This is a genomic window from Thalassobacillus cyri (assembly GCF_900107755.1).
GTDB classification, from domain to species: domain Bacteria; phylum Bacillota; class Bacilli; order Bacillales; family Halobacillaceae; genus Thalassobacillus; species Thalassobacillus cyri.
This window is the reverse complement of sequence record NZ_FNQR01000023.1, coordinates 44,118-64,576: the sequence shown is the minus strand read 5'-3', so window position 1 is coordinate 64,576 and position 20,459 is coordinate 44,118. Positions and strand designations below refer to the sequence as shown.

At 45.8% G+C, this 20,459-nt stretch carries 19 protein-coding genes; all 19 read right to left on the bottom strand.

Going from position 1 to position 20,459, the window contains the following annotated elements:
* Positions 1-421: 421 nt before the first annotated feature.
* On the bottom strand, positions 422-691 hold the full coding sequence (locus BLV00_RS19670) for a hypothetical protein (RefSeq protein WP_245729026.1): 270 nt from the start codon (positions 689-691) through the stop codon (positions 422-424).
* 159 nt (positions 692-850) lie between these two features.
* A complete protein-coding gene (gene pyrE / locus BLV00_RS19665; RefSeq protein WP_093046648.1) occupies positions 851-1,474 on the bottom strand; it encodes an orotate phosphoribosyltransferase in 624 nt (207 codons plus the stop codon).
* Positions 1,467-2,171 carry an orotidine-5'-phosphate decarboxylase gene (gene pyrF, locus BLV00_RS19660; protein WP_093046655.1) on the bottom strand — a complete coding sequence of 235 codons (705 nt, stop codon included), beginning with the start codon at positions 2,169-2,171 and terminating at the stop codon, positions 1,467-1,469. The genes pyrE and pyrF overlap by 8 nt, the downstream gene beginning before the upstream one ends.
* 5 nt (positions 2,172-2,176) lie before the next feature.
* Positions 2,177-3,088: a dihydroorotate dehydrogenase gene (locus BLV00_RS19655; RefSeq protein WP_093046647.1), complete on the bottom strand. Its 912-nt coding sequence runs from the start codon at positions 3,086-3,088 to the stop codon at positions 2,177-2,179.
* Positions 3,085-3,852, bottom strand: coding sequence for a dihydroorotate dehydrogenase electron transfer subunit (locus BLV00_RS19650; protein ID WP_093046646.1), 768 nt, complete (start codon positions 3,850-3,852; stop codon positions 3,085-3,087). Before BLV00_RS19650 ends, BLV00_RS19655 begins: the two co-directional genes overlap by 4 nt.
* Entirely contained in the window at positions 3,849-7,049 is a 3,201-nt protein-coding gene (gene carB, locus BLV00_RS19645) for a carbamoyl-phosphate synthase large subunit (protein ID WP_093046645.1), read from the bottom strand. Before carB ends, BLV00_RS19650 begins: the two co-directional genes overlap by 4 nt.
* A complete protein-coding gene (locus tag BLV00_RS19640) occupies positions 7,028-8,143 on the bottom strand; it encodes a carbamoyl phosphate synthase small subunit (protein ID WP_093046644.1) in 1,116 nt (371 codons plus the stop codon). The genes carB and BLV00_RS19640 overlap by 22 nt, the downstream gene beginning before the upstream one ends.
* Position 8,144: 1 nt before the next feature.
* Positions 8,145-9,416 (bottom strand): dihydroorotase, encoded by a 1,272-nt coding sequence (locus BLV00_RS19635; protein ID WP_093046643.1) that lies wholly within the window; start codon positions 9,414-9,416, stop codon positions 8,145-8,147.
* Complete coding sequence (locus BLV00_RS19630) at positions 9,416-10,294, bottom strand: aspartate carbamoyltransferase catalytic subunit (RefSeq protein ID WP_093046642.1); 879 nt, start codon at positions 10,292-10,294, stop codon at positions 9,416-9,418. The genes BLV00_RS19635 and BLV00_RS19630 overlap by 1 nt, the downstream gene beginning before the upstream one ends.
* A gap of 189 nt (positions 10,295-10,483) precedes the next feature.
* On the bottom strand, positions 10,484-11,875 hold the full coding sequence (locus tag BLV00_RS19625; RefSeq protein ID WP_093046654.1) for a solute carrier family 23 protein: 1,392 nt from the start codon (positions 11,873-11,875) through the stop codon (positions 10,484-10,486).
* A 162-nt stretch (positions 11,876-12,037) separates the two neighbouring features.
* On the bottom strand, positions 12,038-12,586 hold the full coding sequence (gene pyrR, locus BLV00_RS19620) for a bifunctional pyr operon transcriptional regulator/uracil phosphoribosyltransferase PyrR (protein WP_093046641.1): 549 nt from the start codon (positions 12,584-12,586) through the stop codon (positions 12,038-12,040).
* Positions 12,587-12,782: 196 nt separating this feature from the next.
* Positions 12,783-13,691 (bottom strand): RluA family pseudouridine synthase, encoded by a 909-nt coding sequence (locus BLV00_RS19615; RefSeq protein ID WP_093046640.1) that lies wholly within the window; start codon positions 13,689-13,691, stop codon positions 12,783-12,785.
* Positions 13,688-14,161 (bottom strand): signal peptidase II, encoded by a 474-nt coding sequence (gene lspA, locus BLV00_RS19610; protein WP_093046639.1) that lies wholly within the window; start codon positions 14,159-14,161, stop codon positions 13,688-13,690. The genes BLV00_RS19615 and lspA overlap by 4 nt, the downstream gene beginning before the upstream one ends.
* 161 nt (positions 14,162-14,322) lie before the next feature.
* The gene (gene ileS / locus BLV00_RS19605; RefSeq protein ID WP_093046638.1) at positions 14,323-17,079 is read right to left on the bottom strand and encodes an isoleucine--tRNA ligase; all 2,757 of its coding nucleotides are present in this window, start codon (positions 17,077-17,079) and stop codon (positions 14,323-14,325) included.
* A gap of 357 nt (positions 17,080-17,436) precedes the next feature.
* Positions 17,437-17,952: a DivIVA domain-containing protein gene (locus BLV00_RS19600; RefSeq protein ID WP_093046637.1), complete on the bottom strand. Its 516-nt coding sequence runs from the start codon at positions 17,950-17,952 to the stop codon at positions 17,437-17,439.
* 88 nt (positions 17,953-18,040) lie between these two features.
* Positions 18,041-18,814, bottom strand: a complete 774-nt coding sequence (locus BLV00_RS19595; protein WP_093046636.1) for a YlmH family RNA-binding protein — start codon at positions 18,812-18,814, stop codon at positions 18,041-18,043.
* A gap of 235 nt (positions 18,815-19,049) precedes the next feature.
* A complete protein-coding gene (locus tag BLV00_RS19590; protein WP_093046635.1) occupies positions 19,050-19,313 on the bottom strand; it encodes a YggT family protein in 264 nt (87 codons plus the stop codon).
* Positions 19,314-19,317: 4 nt separating this feature from the next.
* Positions 19,318-19,764: a cell division protein SepF gene (locus tag BLV00_RS19585; protein WP_093046634.1), complete on the bottom strand. Its 447-nt coding sequence runs from the start codon at positions 19,762-19,764 to the stop codon at positions 19,318-19,320.
* 25 nt (positions 19,765-19,789) lie between these two features.
* Positions 19,790-20,458, bottom strand: a complete 669-nt coding sequence (locus BLV00_RS19580; protein WP_093046633.1) for a YggS family pyridoxal phosphate-dependent enzyme — start codon at positions 20,456-20,458, stop codon at positions 19,790-19,792.
* Position 20,459 lies beyond the last annotated feature (1 nt).

Genomic DNA, 20,459 nt, shown 5'->3' with positions numbered 1-20,459 from the left:
AGAATTCAATGGGAAGTCCTCCTTTTGATGTTTGTATTTGGTTGTACAAATGCATCATAACGGAGGGCTTTTTTTAATACAAGGACCCCTCTATTGAATCCCACAGGAATCTCCCGCGGGAGAAGGGGCTAGGCGAGATCCCACAGGGCGCAGCCCGAGGAAGCTTGCCAGGTCCCTCGCAGGAAAGAAATGAATGCGTAATCGCCTCGGGAGACACGACACGCATAAGCAGAACAGCAAAAGGGAAGGGCTCTTTCTTCCCGTTGATGACCGGCTTATGTCGCGAGGGTCTAGGCGATGAAGCTGGAAAGCGAGTTGTTTCCCAGAACCTCCCGCTCCTCTCATGGTAACGGACCACACTATCTCCAAACTGAGTCTTCAAGTAAAGTTAAAATCAACACTAAAAATTGAACAGAGCCTTTTATTTTGTTAAAAAATAAATAAAGACGACGATTGTGGCTCCGTAGGAAAATACAGCCTGCAGCCAATACTTCCTGCGTTCTCTGAGGAGCAGCCACTTATTCCAAAGAAAGAATACGACCATGGCGAACACCAATGTCACTAAGGGCTGCCAGGAAAGCATACTTTCCATAAAAGCATAGGTTAACCATACATAAAGGTAGCTAAAACAAGTAATTAAGCCAAGAATGGCATTCGATAGAATAAAAAAAGAATGTTTTCGTGATTTCATCATGCACCACCATTATCGAGTCAGGTTACTTTATACTACCTATGGTACCTTGTTATAAGCAAGGAGACAACTTACCCGTTTCTGAAAAGAGAGTTTCCCCTGTTCGTATGTGCCCCCATGGTCTGATTTCCTGTGGATATGCCTCCCAGCCTTCTTCCTTTAGTAAGCTGCTGGTTCTTTTTGCCACTTTTCAAGCTTTGCTTCCGCTTTTTCATCAAGCTGACCATTTGCTTTCATATAACGGATAAGCTCCTGAAAACCCGTCAAGGTCTGATAACGGAATCCTGCTTGTTGAAAAGCCTCCTCTGCTTTAGGAAGTCCATAGCTGAAAATGGCCATTACCTCAATTACATCGGCTCCAGCCTCCCGTAGTGCTTCCGCAGCCTGGATGGATGACTGACCGGTGGAAATCAAATCTTCAATCACTATGACCCGATCTCCTGGATGAATCATCCCTTCAATCTGGTTACCTTTCCCGTGCTTTTTAGCTGAGGAACGTACATAAACCATGGGAAGATCCATAGCTTCAGCAATAAAAGCTGCATGGGGAATACCTGCCGTAGCACAGCCGGCAATCACATCTACAGCTGGTTTCACTTCCCTGATACGTTCAACAAACAGATTCTTGATTTTCTTTCTGACTTCCGGGTAAGACATGGTCAGCCGATTATCACAATAAATCGGGGATTTTATCCCTGAAGTCCATGTAAATGGATCTTCCGGGCGGATCTGGACGGCTCCGATATCCAACAAATCCATAATGATTGCAGTATGTTCAGCCATGATTCCACTCCTCTATAATTTGTTGATAACTAATATAAGGGTCAGAGGCTGCTGTTATGGCTCTTCCGACAACGATCGCATCGGTTCCCTGCTGTTTTGCTTCCAATGGGGTCGCTGATCGCTTTTGGTCATTCTGCTGCGCACCTTTTGGTCGAATACCTGGGGTAACGGTCAAAAAAGAAGACCCGCAAGCCGCTTTTATGGCTTTTACTTCTTGCACCGAACAGACTACCCCGTCTGCACCTCCCGATTTTGCCAGTTTGGCAAGATGAATAACCGATTCTTCGACAGTACCGGGTTGGCGAAGTTCTTCCGCCATCATGGTCTGGTCGGTCGAGGTGAGTTGCGTTACTGCCAGTAAAACTGGCCGCTCTTTTCCCTGACAGCCTTCTTCCAGCCCCTGTTTCGCTGCGGTAATCATTTCCCGTCCTCCCTGCGCGTGGACGTTTACCATATCAACATCGAGCCGGGCAAGGTTACGCATGGCGTTTTTAACGGTGGTCGGGATGTCATGCAGCTTCAAATCTAAAAATATATCATGATTACGTTCTTTTAAGCTGGTAATGATAGATGGGCCTGCGTGATAAAAGAGTTCCATACCCACCTTGACAGCTGCGCCTTCCAACTGTTGTTGCTTTAAAAACTGCAATGCCTTCTCCTTATTTTCAATATCCAATGCTACATAGAGGGAACTGATATTTTTCAACGGTGTGCCCCTCCTATCATTTCTTCGATAGTCGTGAATCCATAACGGTCCATGGCTGCTGGCAGCTCCTCAATGAGTTCCTTGCAGATGAATGGATTTTTGAAATTGGCACTTCCGATTGCTACCGCGCTGGCCCCTGCCAGGAGGTATTCGACTACATCGTCCGTGGTTTCCACACCGCCCATGCCGATGATAGGGACGTCCACTTCCTGATAGACTTGATAAATCATCCGGATAGCAATTGGTTTGATGGCCGGCCCCGACAAGCCCCCTGTCTGATTGGCGATGATCGGCTGTTTGCGGTCAAGATCCAGACGCATTCCGGTCAATGTATTGATCATAGACAAACCGTCAGCCCCTGCTTCCTCCACCGCTTTTGCCATCGACACGATATCCGTGACATTCGGTGAAAGCTTCACATAGACCGGTACCTTACTTACCTGTTTTACCTGTCTGGTCACTTCTGCAGCCAGTTCCGGATCTGTTCCAAACTGCACACCGCCCTCTTTCACATTCGGGCACGAGATATTCAATTCCAAAGCTCTCACATGGCTGATCTGGGATATTTTCCCGGCCACTTCTACATATTCTTTTACCGTGCTGCCGGCAACATTGGCAATCACAGGCGTATCAAACTCACTTAAAAACGGCAGTTCTTCCTGAATGATACGGTCGACTCCCGGATTTTGGAGGCCGATGGCATTGAGCATCCCGGAGGATGTTTCAGCCACACGCGGGGTCGGGTTTCCATAGCGTGTGTTGCCGGTTGCTGCCTTGATAATAATCGCCCCTAGTAATGATAAATCATAAAAGTCACTGAATTCTTTGCCGAACCCGAAACAGCCGGATGCTGGCATGATCGGATTCTTCAATTCCAAACCCGGAAGAGAGACTTGCATCGCTGTCATAATATCACCTCTCCCGTACGGAATACCGGTCCATCCCGGCAAATCTTCCGGTAGCCTTTTGCATCTCCTTCAGGTGCAGGCACGACACAGGCGAAACAAGCACCCACCCCGCATCCTAACCGTTCTTCAATGGATAAGTAACCATCAAAGTCATCAAGTGTTTCGGAAACAGCTTTCAGCATCACAGCCGGACCACAAGAAAAATAAGTATCAAACCGTCCATCCAGGGACGGCAGTATGTCGGTTACGAACCCTTTGCTTCCGTAAGAACCATCATTGGTTGCCACGATCACTTCTCCTAACTCACGGAACTCGTCCTCGAAAAAAACGGCATCCGCATGCTGGAAACCAAGCACAGTCGTAACATCAATCCCTTTTTCTTTCAGCTGTTTGGCCAGGTAGTATAAAGGAGGGACACCGATCCCTCCACCTACAAGCAATGCCCTGCTGGCCGAAACTTCTTCGATCGGATAGCCATTTCCACCGGGGCCAAGAACGTCGAGGTGCTCACCGACAGGCTTCTCAGCCATGGATGCGGTCCCTTTTCCAAGAACCTTATATAAAATTGTCAGTGTGCCTGACGTAAGATCGACATCAGCAATGGAAATCGGCCGTCGCAATGAGTCACTTGAATCAATGAGAATATGGACAAATTGCCCCGGCTGTATCACATGGGAGGGCATGTCACCTTTTAGCGTCATCTTATACGTTTTGTCCGCTACGAGCTCATGGGATAGGATTTCCATGTCTTCCCTTATCATCATGTCTGGGTCACCTCACGATTACCTATCGCTCTTGCTGTGAATGACATGGAATCGATGACCTCTACGATTGCATTGGCAGTATCCAGGCTGGTAAGGCATGCGATGCCGTGTTCGACCGCGGTGCGTCGGATACGGAAGCCATCACTGCGTGACTGCTGTCCCTTGGTGAGCGTGTTGACTACAAACTGGACTTTGCCCGATTGGATGATATCGATGATATTCATTTCCGTCGCTCCCACCTTGCTGACGGTTTTGACTGGGATACCGGCCGACTGAATAGCATCAGCGGTGCCAATGGTGGCATACAGCTGGAACCCGAGTTCATGGAAGGTACGAGCGATACCCAGCATTTCCTCTTTATCTTTATCGGCAACCGTAAGCAGGACGGAACCTTCTACTGGTATCTTCAATCCAGCTGCGGTCATCCCCTTGTATAAGGCTTTTTCCAGGGTTCGGTCGTAGCCGATGACTTCACCAGTCGATTTCATTTCTGGTCCAAGGGTGGTATCGACACTACGCAGCTTTTCAAATGAGAATACCGGCACTTTCACATAGACCCCGTCAGGACAGCCGGCGACACCGGTGTTATAACCCAGATCCGTCAATTTTTTACCCAGTATCGCTTTCGTCGCCAGGTTAGCCATCGTTATTCCAGTGATTTTACTTAAAAACGGTACGGTTCTGCTCGCTCTTGGATTGACCTCTATCACATAAGCAGTATCGGCATTTACGACAAATTGAATATTGATCAAGCCCTGCATATTCAGTTCTCTGGCAATTTTCACAGTGGCATCGACACATTGCTGCTTCAGTTCTTTGCTGATCCGCTGGGATGGGTACACCGCCATCGAGTCACCAGAATGGACACCAGCCCGTTCGATATGCTCCATTATGCCCGGGATGACGACTGTCTCGCCATCACTGATAGCATCGACTTCGATTTCCATACCGGTTAAATATTTATCAACCAAAATCGGATGATCGCTGTAATCCTTTACCGTTTCTTCCATATAGGAAAGCAGTTCTTCTTCTCCATATACGATTTCCATCGCTCTACCGCCGAGAACGTAAGATGGGCGTACAACGACGGGGTAGCCGATATTGCGGGCGGTTTGGACGGCCTCTTCTACACTTGTGACACTTTCCCCGCCAGGTTTTGCAATTTCAAGGCGGTTCAGCAACTGTTCAAATAAATCCCGGTCTTCTGTTTCGTTGATTGCTTCCATAGTGGTGCCGAGTATTTTCACTCCGCGGCGGTTTAAACCGTCCACGAGATTGATAGCTGTCTGGCCGCCGAACTGAACGATCACACCTTCTGGTTTTTCTAGTTCGATAACATGCATGACATCTTCCAGCGATAACGGTTCAAAATACAACTTATCGGAAACACTGAAGTCTGTCGATACCGTTTCCGGATTATTATTCATGATGATCGCTTCGTAACCCATTTCCTTCAACGCAAGCACAGAATGGACAGTAGCATAGTCGAATTCTACTCCTTGCCCAATACGAATCGGTCCAGATCCGATGACAAGGACTTTTTTACGGTCTGAAATGACTGACTCGTTTTCGTCTTCGTAGCTGCTATAGTAATACGGTGTTTCAGAGGCGAATTCACCAGCACACGTATCAACCATTTTATATACCGGTGTTATTTGATGCTCCATACGGTAGTTATACACCTCATCAATATCTGTACCTATCAGTCTGGCCAATTGGGCATCAGAGAAGCCAAGCTGTTTCGCTTTCTTGATTGGTTGATAGGTAAGCCCCTCTGTCTGGATGACTAGCTCAAGATCCATCAACTTCTTCAGTTTATTAAGGAAGAACAGATCGATTCCGGTCAGCTCATGCAGTTCATCGAGCGTCCGGTTACGGCGCAACGCTTCCGCCAGAACAAAAATACGTTCATCATCGGCTTTGACCAGCCGTTGGTCGATCACATCATCAGGCAAATCAGCTAAGGATGCCAGATAGAGCTCCTCTGTTTTACCTTCCAATGAACGGACACCTTTTAACAACGATTCTTCGAAGTTCCGGCCGATTGCCATGATTTCACCAGTTGCTTTCATTTGGGTGCCGAGCGTCCGATTTCCTTTTGCGAATTTATCAAATGGCCAGCGCGGAATTTTGGTAACCACATAATCAAGAGCTGGTTCAAAACAGGCGTAAGTTGTGCCTGTCACTGGATTTTTAATTTCATCGAGGGTCAGACCGACTGCAATTTTCGCCGCCAGCTTGGCAATCGGATAGCCTGTTGCTTTCGAAGCCAGTGCGGAAGAACGGCTGACCCTTGGGTTGACCTCGATGACATAATATTGAAAGCTGTCCGGGTCAAGTGCCAGTTGAACATTACATCCGCCTTCGATTCCAAGGGCACGGATGATTTTAAGCGAAGCATTTCGCAGCATCTGGTATTCGCGGTCGCTCAATGTCTGGGAAGGAGCGACTACGATCGAGTCACCGGTATGGATTCCGACTGGATCGAAGTTTTCCATGTTACAAACGACAATGGCATGATCACTTTTATCCCGCATTACTTCATATTCAACCTCTTTGAAGCCAGCGATATTCTTTTCAATCAGACATTGATCAACAGGGGATAGCGACAAGCCATTGCGGGTGATTTCCCGCAATTCCTTCTCGTTGTCACACATCCCCCCGCCAGTGCCTCCCATGGTGTACGCAGGTCGTACAATGACAGGGTAGCCGATTTCCTGAGCGAAAGCTGCTGCGGCATCCACTGTGCTGACAATCGTGCTTTCCGGCACCGGCTGCTTCAATTCATGCATTAAATCCCTAAACATCGCCCGATCTTCCGCCTGTTCGATCGCTTCCATACGAGTTCCCAGCAATTCAACGCCATAGTCTTCCAGAATCGTCGTTTTACTCAGTTCCATGGCCAGGTTGAGCCCTGTCTGCCCGCCAAGGGTAGGAAGGATGGCGTCCGGCTGCTCTTTCCGGATGATTTTCGTCATGAATTCGACGGTGAGCGGCTCCATATATACTTCATCCGCAAAGGTATAATCCGTCATGATAGTAGCTGGGTTCGAGTTGGCCAGGATGACTTCATAGCCTTCTTCTTTCAAAGCCTGACATGCTTGTGTTCCTGAATAGTCGAACTCTGCTGCCTGACCGATAATGATCGGTCCGGAACCAATAACAAGAATTTTATTTAAATCTGTGCGTTTAGGCATGTGGCTTCCTCCTTCTGCTGCTTCTTGTCGGCTTGTATGTTTTCTAGAAATACATCAAATAAGTTTTCCGTATCTTCTGGTCCTGGTGAGCTTTCTGGATGATATTGCACCGAGAATACCGGATGTAAGCGGTGTGCAAGCCCCTCAACCGATTCATCATTCAAGGAAGTCTGGGTAAGTTCCAGATCGGTCGCTTCCAACGACTCCCTGCTCACTGAGTAGCCGTGGTTCTGAGAAGTGATGTAGGTTTTGCCATTTTTCAAATCTTTGACAGGCTGGTTGGATCCCCTGTGGCCGAATTTCATCTTCGCTGTATCAGCTCCGCTTGCTAAAGCGATCAGCTGATGACCAAGACATATACCGAACACCGGTACCTGGCCGATCAATTCTTTGATTGTCTCAATCGCTTCCGGCACATTCTTCGGATCCCCCGGTCCATTTGTCAGCATGATGCCATCAGGCTTAAGCCGGTCGATCTCCTGGGCTGTTGTATCGTATGGTACTACGGTGACATGGCAGTCCCGCTTCGTAAGTTCTCTTAAGATCCCATGCTTCATCCCGAAATCCATCAGGACGATGCGGCATCCTCTTCCAGGTACTACATATGGCTTGATGGTAGATACCTGGCTAACCTGATCTATAGGAAGTTTTGTCTGATTGAGAATTTCCAGCACTTCCGATACCGGCCGATCCATTGAAGTAATCATCGCTTTCATCGTTCCATGACGACGTATGATTTTCGTCAGCTTCCGCGTATCGATACCTGCGATTCCCGGAATGTCTTTTGCCTCTAGAAATTGATCCAGCGTTTCTTCACTGCGGAAATTTGAAGGCGTGTCGCAATGCTCTTTCACTACAACCCCTAAAATAGCCGGGTCGACGGATTCAAAATCATCACGGTTGATGCCGTAGTTCCCAACCAATGGATAAGTGAACGTTACAATCTGTCCACAATAAGAGGGATCTGAAATGATTTCCTGGTATCCTGTCATTCCTGTATTGAAGACGATTTCTCCTATTGACTCGCTGTCGCTGCCGAAACCTTCCCCGACAAAGTAGCTGCCATCTTCAAGTACTAGCTGTTTTAAACTCATATCACTCATCCTCCCAAACAATTTTTCCTTCTGCTATCGTCAATGCCGGCCATCCTGTTGCTTCCCATTCATGAAATGGAGTGTTCTTCCCTTTTGATACAAAGGCATGCCGATCGATGGTGGCTCGTTTTTCAAGGTCAATCAGTGTAATATCAGCCACAGCGCCTTCTTCCAGCCTTCCATATGGGAGTCCGAAAACATCGGCAGGCACCCGGCTCAGACGATCAAGCAACTCCTCCAGACTGATTTTTCCTTTCTGGACCAGGTGGGTGTACAATAACGGAAATGCGGTTTCCAGGCCTACAATTCCGAACGGCGAACCTATCAGCCCTTGCGATTTTTCTTCCTCGGTATGGGGGGCGTGATCCGTGGCAATACAATCGATTGTTCCATCCAAAAGTCCTTCCAGCAAGGCTTGCTGATCCGCTTCACTACGTAGCGGGGGATTCATTTTGAACATGGCGTCATCATTTTTTATATCATTTTCATTCAATAACAGGTGATGTGGTGTCACTTCTGCTGTCACACGTATTCCTGCACGTTTCGCATCACGGATAACCCGGACCGATTCCTTCGTACTTACATGACAGACATGGTAATGACAGCCCGTTGCTTCGGCAATAAGAACGTCCCTGGCGATGTGGACAGATTCGCATATAGATGGAATACCAGGCACATCCAATTTCTCACTTGTCGTACCTTTATGGATGACTCCTCCCTGAATAAGGCTGTTATCTTCACAATGGGCAACAATGCTATACCCATGCTCTGCAGCCTTGGTCATGGCCTCTAACATTTTCCCTGCTTCCTGCACCCCGACACCATCATCAGTAAAAGCGAATGCTCCTGCTTCATACAAAGCCTGCATATCGACAACTTCTTCGCCAAGCTGACGGGTTGTTATTGCTGCATATGGCAGAACACGAACCTTTGCGTCCTGCTCGATTTTTTCCTTCAAGCTAGTCACTGTTTCTTTCGTATCTGGGACCGGCCTGGTATTCGGCATTGCGCATACCGTTGTAAATCCGCCTTTAGCTGCGGCATCCGTGCCGGTAGCTATGGTCTCTTTCGCTTCTCCGCCTGGTTCGCGGAGGTGAATATGTACATCAACCAGCCCGGGAGTTGCTATTTTTCCCTGGCCATCAATGACTTTGTCAACCTCTATATCAATAGATGAATCAATTTTTTTAATGTTGTTGCCCTCCACCAGGATATCGTGAGTCAACCATTCCCCTTCTTTTCTGAGTTTTACATTTTTAATTAATAGATTCATTACAATTCCTCCTTCAGCAATGCAGTGATGATCGCCATACGCATTGTCACGCCGTTCGTCATCTGTTTGAAAATCCGTGATTTTGATGAATCAACTACCTCACTATCGATCTCTACCCCTCGATTAAAAGGCCCAGGATGCATAATTATTGAATTTTTATTCATTATTGCTTCTCTATCCTTGGTTAACCCATAGGTGTAGAGATAGTTATTTTCATCCGCGGCTGTTTCATGTCGTTCCCTTTGGATGCGAAGCAGCATGACGACATCTGCAAGTCTGACCGCCTCATCGATAGATACATAGTTTTCGGATATCCCCTCGTCCTGCCACTCCGGTCTGGAAACGTAATATACTTCTGCTCCCAGCTTCCTTAAAGCTTCACTATTGGAGCGGGCTACCCTGCTATGTTTGATGTCACCGATGATGGCAACTTTCAACCCTTGGAATGTATGAAATTCCTGATAAATCGTATAGAGGTCCAGCAGACATTGGGTGGGGTGCTGACCGGTCCCATCACCAGCATTGATGATCGGTACATCCACTTGATCTGCTATTTCTCTTAATATACCATTTTGGGAGTGACGTACAATGCATAAATTTGCAGAAATACTGTATAATGTTTTAACAGTATCATATAAAGACTCCCCTTTTGTCAAACTCGAATTCTCCCCGGAAACATCGAGAACTTCCAGTCCCAACCGTCTTTCTGCGACGATAAAGCTATTTTTCGTCCTGGTGCTTGGTTCTAAAAAAATATTTGCTGCAAATAATTGTTTGAGAAATGCCGGAACATCTCCTCGTTCAATCGCTTCTGCCTGGTTGATCAAACGAAAAATGTCTTCGGACGTCAAATCTTCCATCGATAGTAAATGCTTCACGTCATAAACCTCCTTAAGTTGTCGGGGGTGAGCAAGGCGCTTTCGCTTTTGTGCACGCAACAGGGTATAAAAAAAGCACCCCCGGGGTGGGGGGTGCTCAATCATCATCATTTTGAGACATGACGAATCAATCAAACCCTACACCCTTTAAAATCTCACGGGATTTTATTAAAAAGTGTGATGGTTCGCTTATGCGGCGCTATCATCATTTGATTTTTTATTATTGACTGTAGTGTCCTTAAACATTTTACCATTTCCATGAGCCTTTTCTTTTCCTGGAAGAATGACATTCAATACGACACCAATCAGTGCGGAAAGAGCCATGCCGGCGATTTGTACATTATCGGTAACCTGGATGAAAGCTCCACCGATTCCGATTACCAGAATGACAGATGAGATGATCAGGTTACGCTTTTCTCCTAAATCAACCTGATTGTCAATCAGCATGCGGAGCCCGCTGGATGCGATGATACCGAACAGCAGGATGGAAACCCCACCCATGACAGCGGATGGAATCGAACCGATCACAGCGGTACTCATACCGATGAATCCGAACAGGACAGCCAGGACTGCCGCTCCGCCGATGACGAAGACACTGAAAACACGTGTGATGGCAAGTACACCGATATTTTCACCATAGGTAGTGTTCGGCGGGCCTCCTAGGAAGGAAGCAATAACGGTCGCTGTTCCATCTCCAAGGATCGATCTGTTCAAGCCCGGTTCTTTTATGAAGTTTCGCCCGACGACTTTTGATAGTACCATCTGGTCTCCGATATGTTCCGCAATTGTTACCAGTGCGATCGGCACCATAATAAAGACGATCTCTACACTGAGAACATCCAGCGGTGAGTAATCTACGAACGGGACAATGAAATCCGGTTTCTGGAAGATTGCGCCCAGTACTCCACCAAGTGAATCCGCGGAAGTGATTGCTTCCCATTCGACTTTAATCTCTGAAGTGTCAACAATGCCGCGGAATAGTCCGAATACATAACCGCCGACGATCCCGACAAGGATTGGCAGAAGGCTGAAAAATCCTTTGAAAAAGACGGAAGCGATGATGGTAATGGCTAGAGTGACTAACGCGACACTAAAGTGTTTCGAGCTGTACACCTGCTCATCGATACCTGGTACATACATCGACATGTCGATAGCAGTTGTGGCAAGTCCAAGCCCAATGACGATGATGACTGGCCCCACTACCACAGGAGGCAATAAGTTGATCAGCCAGTTGGTACCAAACATCGTGATCAGGAGAGCTACCAAACCGTATACGATACCGGCAAGGAAACTACCGACCATGGCCCCGGGTACTCCACTGGCCGAGCTTGCAGCTATTACAGGAGCGATGAAGGCAAAACTGGAACCGAGATAGGCTGGAATCCTTCCTCTTGTAATCAGCAGGTAAGCCAGTGTACCAGTACCGCTGGAAACTAATGCAACTGATGGCGACAATCCTGTCAAGAATGGTACAAGGATTGTTGCTCCGAACATGGCGAATAAGTGCTGTAAGCTTAAGGTGAGCCATTTATGAAGAGCAGGAACCTCTCTGACATCTAATGCAGCGTTATTTGATTTCATAATCATTTCCTCCTTTTGTTTATTGCAAGTTGCTTGCGCTTTTGACATAAAAAAACCTCTTTGCTTAAAAAACCGCAAAGAGGTGAACGTATCTTTGGATTGCCTGATACGTACTGGTTTGCGACCTTTTAAGCCTCACTGGACTTACTTAAAGGTGCTTCGTTATTCGTTTTTTTCGAAGATGACTACTTCATCTTGTTTATCTGTTTCTGAGACAGTCACCGTTACTATTTCATCGAGTGATGTCGGAACATTTTTTCCGACATAGTCAGCCCGGATTGGCAATTCACGATGTCCACGGTCTACGAGGACGGCCAATTGTATTTGTGAAGGTCTTCCGTGATCGATCAAGGCATCCATTGCGGCACGCACTGTCCGACCTGTATAAAGAACATCATCGACGAGTACCACTTTTTTTCCGTCTATGTTCGTTTCAATATTCGTTTCTTTCAGTTCAGGTTCTTTTTGATTTGTTTTTGTAGTCAGATCATCGCGGTAAAGCGTGATATCCAGTTCCCCGCTTGGCAGGGTGACTCCCTCGATATCATTGATCCTTTTTTGCAGGCGGGCTGCCAAAGGCACGCCTCTGGTTTTTATACCGACAAGGATGACGTCTTCGACTCCCTTGTTCTTTTCTATAATCTCGTGGGAGATGCGAGTGAGTGCTCGTCGGATAGCTGCTTCGTCTAATACGGTCGTCTTCGGTTTCATTCCTCCACCCCCGGTTCTCTGAATTTATTGGAAAAACTTTCTTTAAAGTATAAAAAACCCTTTTCCTGCGTGAGGGCAGAAAAAGGGTATGATACACATACGAAAATATGAGCCGTTTCCTTTTCAGCCTCACAGGACTGTCTTTAAAGGTCTTATTCAGTTCTTTAATTGATTATCACAAATGATACGCGATTTGTCAACTGCGTTTTTTCACAAGTTCGAGCATTTCTTTGAAATCATCTGGAGGTTCGACATGAAAATCCATGCGCTCATTCGTTACAGGATGATTGAAGGCAAGCGTTCGGGCATGAAGTGCCTGACCGTTAATAGGCAGCGATTTACGCGGGCCATACTTTGGATCACCAGCAAGTGGGTGGTTGATATATTTCATATGGACTCGAATTTGATGGGTGCGCCCTGTCTCGAGTACACATTCCACATGGGTGAAGTCCTTGAATAGCTCGAGCACCTTAAAATGCGTGACAGCCGGCTTGCCTTCTTCTACCACAGCCATGGACTGCCGGTCTTTATTATCACGTCCGATGGGTGCTTCAATCGTGCCGTATTCATGAGCGATTTCACCATGGACAATCGCTTCATACTTTCTATCCGTCGTTTTGTTTGCCAATTGTTCCGCCAGTGACTGATGGGCATGATCATTTTTGGCAACCATTAACAGACCGCTGGTATCTTTATCTATCCGATGGACGATCCCCGGCCTTGTGACTCCATTGATCCCGGACAAATCATCACAATGATGCAGAAGGGCATTGACCAATGTCCCATTTGGATGGCCGGAAGAAGGGTGTACAACCATTCCTCTTGGCTTGTTGACAACAATGAGGTCCTTGTCCTCATACACGACGTCAAGCGGGATATCTTCCGCTTCAATTTTCAAAGGTTCCGGCTCTGGTATCTCCCAGGTAATCTCATCATTTTCCTGGACTTTATAATTGCTTTTCACTTGTTCCCCGCCCACAAGGAGGTGACCATCTTTGATCCAGTTCTGCACCTGTGTCCGTGAAGCGGAAGGATCTATTTCTGTGATCAATTTATCGATTCGTTTGCCTGTATCCTGTTCACTTACTTGATAATGATTACTCACGATTGGGTACTCTCCTTCTTCTTACGTTCATCCAAAAAGGATGCGATCATCACTAAAATGACACCGATCACCAGGGAGGAGTCGGCGATATTGAAGATCGGATAATCGTATGTAAAAATAATAAAATCAAAAAAGTCCACGACTTCTTTCCTTAGCAGCCGGTCGATGAAATTCCCGATGGCTCCAGCCAATAACAATGCGAGGGCAATGCCCCCTAATTTATATTGTTTTCCATATTGATGCAAGTAGTAAATGATTACGCCAATGACCACCAGTGTGATAATGTAAAAAAAGATCATCTGCCCTTGCAATATCCCCCAAGCTGCCCCACGGTTACGGTGAGAAGTCAGATAAAAAAAGTTTGCAACGATCGGGATACTTTCCCCGAGATACATATTTTTAACGACCAGCCATTTTGTCCATTGATCAATGACGACGACAAAACTTGCTAATATGTAATACCAAACCATAGTCTTCCTCCAAAATAATTATTCGATTTTTTCATTGTACCATAACTATCACTGAAAAAGATAATCACTGTCATTTGTTTACATAATAATATTATTAACAAATAAAACCAAGTAAAAAGCCGTGTGCAGCTGGTTTCTTGCACACGACTTAATAGAATCAATTAATCTTGATAGTGCTCTTTTACGACAGTGGCACAGCGTACACACAATTCCGGATGCTCGTCGTCTTCTCCAACATCATTGGAAGCGACCCAGCAGCGTTCACATTTTTCACCTTCATGCTTCTCGACATAAACGTCGACATGCTCATATGCTTTTGCATCAGGATGTGATAATGCTACCTCTGCTTCTGAGACAATCAGGAGCTGGTGGAGATGCTCAATGTTTTTCAAGACACTTTGTGTCTGCTCATCCTTCGGTACAATCGTCACTCTTGCTTCCAGTGACTTACCAATGACTTTTTCGTTCCGGGCATCTTCTAAAGCTTTTAGAACATCATCTCTCACATCCATGAAATGATCCCATTTGGCTTTAAGCTCCTGGCTGTCGATAACGGCTACCTCTTCCGGCATATCAGTCAGTTGGACACTTTCTTCGCTCACGCCTGGCAGGTACTCCCACACTTCATCTGTGGTGTGAGGAATAATTGGCGCTAACAGCTTAACTAATGCAGTCAGCGTTTCATAGTAGACCGTCTGGATGCTTCTTCTCCGTGGATGATCAGGAGCTTCGATGTACAGGATATCTTTGGCGAAATCCAGGTAGAACGAGCTCAAATCAATCGTACAGAAGTTATGAACCTGATGGTAGATCACGTTGAATTCATAGTTGTCATAAGCTTCATTGACGTTTTTAACCAGGTTGTTCAATCGCATTTTCATATAACGATCTACTTCTTCCAATTGTTCCTCCGGTACACGGTCGGCAGCTGGATCGAAATCATGAAGATTTCCGAGCAGGAAGCGGAACGTGTTGCGAATTTTACGATAAACCTCAGATACCTGTTTCAGGATATCATCGGAAACTCTTACATCTGCCTGGTAATCAGAGCTTGCCACCCATAAACGGATGATTTCCGCCCCCAGCTGCTTCGTCACCTTGTCCGGCAGGATGACGTTACCGATTGATTTACTCATCTTACGGCCATGGCCATCCAAAGCAAACCCGTGGCTTAAAATCCCTTTGAATGGTGCTTTTCCTGTCACAGCTACAGAAGTAGATAAGGAAGAGTTGAACCAGCCGCGGTATTGGTCAGAACCCTCTAAATAAAGGTCTGCCGGACGTTGAAGCTCTGGGCGCTGGTGCAGTACTGCCTGGTGTGACGAACCGGAATCAAACCAGACATCCATGATGTCTTCTTCTTTGGTGAATTTGCCGTTCGGGCTGTGTTCGGAAGTGAAGCCTTCCGGAAGCAAATCTTTCGCCTCGCGTTCGAACCACACATTGGAGCCATGTTCACGGAACAAACCTGCAACATGGTCGATCGTTTCATCCGTAATGATTGGCGTTCCATCTTCCCCATAGAACACCGGAATCGGTACGCCCCATGTACGTTGACGGGAAATACACCAATCTTCACGGTCGCGAACCATGTTGTACAGACGTGTTTCACCCCAACGCGGCACCCATTTGACATGGTTGATTTCCTCTAATAATGTGTCACGGAAATCTTTGATGGAAGCGAACCACTGGTCTGTAGCACGGAAAATCGTCGGTTTCTTCGTTCTCCAGTCATGCGGGTAGGAGTGCGTGATGAATTCTAATTTTTCCAATGCTCCTGCTTCGGTCAATTTTTCTGTAATCGGTTTGTTTGCTTTATCGTAGAACATGCCTTCAAAACCAGGAGCTTCTGCGGTAAATACCCCTTTGTTATCAACCGGGCAAAGCACCTCCAGTCCATATTGCTTTCCGACCCAGAAGTCATCTTCCCCGTGCCCAGGTGCGGTATGGACACACCCGGTACCACCATCTGTAGTAACATGATCACCAAGAATGACTAGAGATTCACGATCATAGAATGGATGCTTGGTCGTAACATGTTCTGCTTCTTTTCCTTTAAAGCTCTTCTCGACTTCGTGAGATTCCCATTCCAGCTTTTCTGCAACATCTTCAAGCAGATCTTCAGCAATGACGAATTTATTGTCTCCAGCTTTCACGACTACATAGTTGTAGGCCGGATTCAAAGCGATTGCCAGATTAGAAGGAATCGTCCAAGGAGTTGTCGTCCAGATAATGAACTTTTCATCTCCGTCAAACAAATCCTTTCCATCTTTCACTTGGAAAGAGACATATATGGATGGGGACCTTTTATCCTGATACTCGATTTCAGCCTCTGCAAGCGCTGATTCGGATGATGGAGACCAATAGACAGGCTTCAATCCTTTGTAGATATATCCTTTTTTAGCCATTTCTCCAAATACTTTGATCTGTTCAGCTTCATAATCTTTATTCAATGTCACATAAGGGTTATCCCAATCCCCGCGGACACCCATGCGTTTGAATTCTTTTCGCTGGTTATCCAGCTGCCCCATCGCATAATCCGCACACTTTTGACGGAATTCAGCTATGGACATCTTTTTACGATCAATTTTCTTTTTCTTTGTCAATGCTGTTTCAATCGGCAGTCCGTGTGTATCCCAGCCTGGGACATATGGCGCATGGTACCCGGACATGGATTTATACCTGACGATGAAATCCTTCAAGGATTTATTAAGCGCATGCCCCATATGCAAGTCGCCATTAGCGTACGGAGGGCCGTCATGAAGAACGAACAATGGACGTCCTTCGGTCCGTTCCTGTACTTTTGCATAAATGTTCATTTCTTCCCACCGTTCCTGCATCTTCGGTTCACGGTTCGGAAGGTTTCCCCGCATTGGAAACTCGGTCTTAGGCATCCGTAATGTATCTTTATAATTCACTGTTGCTTCCTCCTTCAGTTTCTAAGTATTGCTAAATAATATAAAAAAGACCCTCTTATCCCTGGAAGGGACGAGAGGATCTCGCGGTACCACCCTTGTAGAACCGGCCATCAACATGCCGATTCCGCTCTGTTGATCCGTATCGTGGATAAAGCGTCCATTTCTACTCATCGCTTTTCGAATGGAAAACTCGAGGGTGATTTTCCATCTAGGCGCTGCCCCAGGCTTTCACCATCCCTGGATCGCTCATGCTGCATGCGAGCCTGTGTACTCTCCCTGTCATCGTTCAACTATTTCTATTCTTTTCTTCTGGAATTATATCATGTTAATGAATTATATGTAATATTACTTTTTTCGTCAAGATTTATTTTCCACCATCTCTTTTTTCACGTTTGTCTTATCATCTAATTCCGTGTCAAATAAGTGATCCCAGTCGTCTGTATCAATCATATCCAGTTGGGCTTCCACCAGCATACGCAGCCGGGTTCTGAACACTTTTGACTGTTTTTTCAACTCTTCCACCTCGATAGCAATCCGGTGGGATTTCTGCAGGGCTTCATTGATGATTCGGTCGGCGTTCTTTTCTGCTTCTTTTATAATCAGCTTAGATTCTTTGCTGGCATTGCTTTTTACTTCTTCTGCCGTTTCCTGAGCCACTAGAATGGATTTATTAAGCGTTGTTTCGATGTTATTAAAATGACCGAGACGCTCATTCATCTGTTCCACTTTTTCTTTGAGCGCTTTTTTATCACGGTTCACCATCTCATAATCTTTGATGACCTGCTCAAGAAATTCATTGACCTCGTCCTCATCATAACCTCGAAAACCGCGTGTGAATTCTTTATTATGAATATCCAGTGGTGTTAATGGCACACCAGCCACCTCCTCAAAAGTATCGGACATTATTTCGAATTATATTCCATTTCGACAAAAGTTGGTCGATTCCTGCTTGCACAGCGGTTTATTTTAATCGGGAGATGATCACTTTGTACTTATCCTTTTTGGTGGTGCCCAGAACCTCTGTGAGTTTGCTGCGGCCTTTCCCCCTGATGGAAATTATGTCGCCTGATTGCAGCTTGAATGAGGTGTCTTCAACGATTCGGAAGTTCACCTTCACCTGTCCTTTTTCAATGAATAAAGATGCTTTCTGGCGGGAGATGCGGTAAATTTCTTTGATGAGGGTATCCAGCCGCAATGATGAAACGGTTGTATTTAACTCTTCCCACTGTTCATAATCCTCCAGCAAACGGTCAAAAGATATCTCCTGAAAATGCACGGTGGCTTTTTTTATCCCATCAAGATTCATACGTACATAATCTGCAATTTCACTGGCAACGATGATTTGAACGACTCCATTCCTGACAATCAGATCACCCAGCTTCTTACGTTTGATGCCCAAACTCATGAATGCACCGAGTACATCAGGATGAGTCAAGGTGACAAACTTCTCTGGATAAGAAGCCTCTAAAAGAGTCAGGTCGAATTGGTCTGGTTGAATTTGTTCATAATATGGTGCCAAAAGCCCTCGCTTCCGTTCGGAATCTTCCCTCCCACCGAACAGTTTCCAGGTAAAGTCGGGATGATTGCCAAGCAGGCTTTCAAAAATAAATTGTTCTCTAGGATCCAGAAAGTCAGTCAGCTTACTTTGGAAACTGCGGCCAACTTCCTCCTGCCAGGAGAGTACTTGATCGATGAATGGCTGTTCTTCTTTTCGAAAATGCTGATAAATATCCATTTCTTCCTCCAACTCCAACACTATATCAAATTATTACCCAACTTTATTCAGGCTTAGTATCTATGGAACTCGTAAAAACGAAATATAGTTTATAGCTGAAACGGGCCAAACGGCGAGTCAATGCTTTGCACCGGTGTTTTTTGAGGTAAGATTTGGCCGCACCTCAATGTAGGAATAAAAGCTCATAAGAAAAGCCGCCAGTGGCAGCTTTACTTCCCGTTCATTATGATATCTATTACATAAGCATGATGTATAGTTCACGAAGTCCCATATTTGCAAAGTTCAACACTAAAATAGCTACAATTGGGGAAATATCAATCATTCCAAGCGGGGGAATGATGCGTCGGAACGGCTCTAAAAATGGTTCACATATTTTAGCCAGAAACTGCCCGATCGACGATTCTCTAGCCCCTGGGAACCAGGACATGAAGATATAAATAATTAATGCCCAGCTGTAGATTTGGATTGCATTGGTCAATATAACAAATAGTTGTTGCATTTCTTTACCACCTTTTGTCTAGATCGTCTTCCTGCTCAAGAATTTCTGAAATCGAACCGGATATCTCTACATTGTCTGGTGTGCACAGGAAAGTCTGCATACCAAGCTTTTGAATATCCCCTCCAATAGCATAAACGGTTCCGCTTAAAAAATCCACAATCCGTTTTGCCTGCTGGTGATCCACTCGCTGCAAATTGATCACAACCGCACGACGATTTACGAGATGATCCGCAATATCCTGTGCCTCGTTATAATTGCGAGGCTCACACAACATCATCCGGGAAGAGGATTGGGCGCTTTTTAAACTGACAACGTTTTTTGTCTTCTGCTCAGGAAAACTTTGCTGCTGATTAGCCGGCTGGTTGTTATTAGTATCTTCCATTTCTTCCTCCATGTATTCATATTCATCATCTAGTGTGAAAAATGATTTGAATTTATTTTTCATACTCATTTCATGATCACCTCTTTAATAGTTATCAGCCTACCAGGCTGGAGCCAAGCCGGATAAAAGTAGCACCTTCTTCGATCGCCAGCTTGTAATCATTGCTCATTCCCATGGATAATTCCTGACATGGGGCGTGGGGATATTGCTTGTCCCTGATCCGGTCGCGCATGGCACGTAATTTACGGAAAGTGCCTCTAAGCGTTTCTTCATCCTCTACATGAGGAGCCATGGTCATCAATCCGATAACCTGGACATTAGGGTATGCTTCCAGCCACTCAACGAACGCTTCTACTTCATCCAGTGCCATCCCATGCTTTGATTCTTCCCCGCTGACATTCACTTGCAGGAAACACGAAACAGGGCTATCGGCACGTTTGTCAATTTCCTTCGCCAAGGATTTTCTATCCAGGGAATGGATATAGTCTACATCATTGATGATTTCCTTAACCTTACGAGACTGTAAAGACCCGATGAAATGCCAGATGGCATCATTACCGATGGTTTCGTACTTTTCCAAAAAACCTTTCATTCTGTTTTCCCCGAGATGGTTGATACCTGCAGCTAAGGCTTCTCTCGCCCGCTCAACTGTTACGTATTTTGTAACTGCTACTACTGTAACTTCTTCCAAATCTCTTCCACAATTCCTACATGCTTGTTCTATCGTTGTTTGAATTTCCTGCCAATTTGCTTCCACACTCATG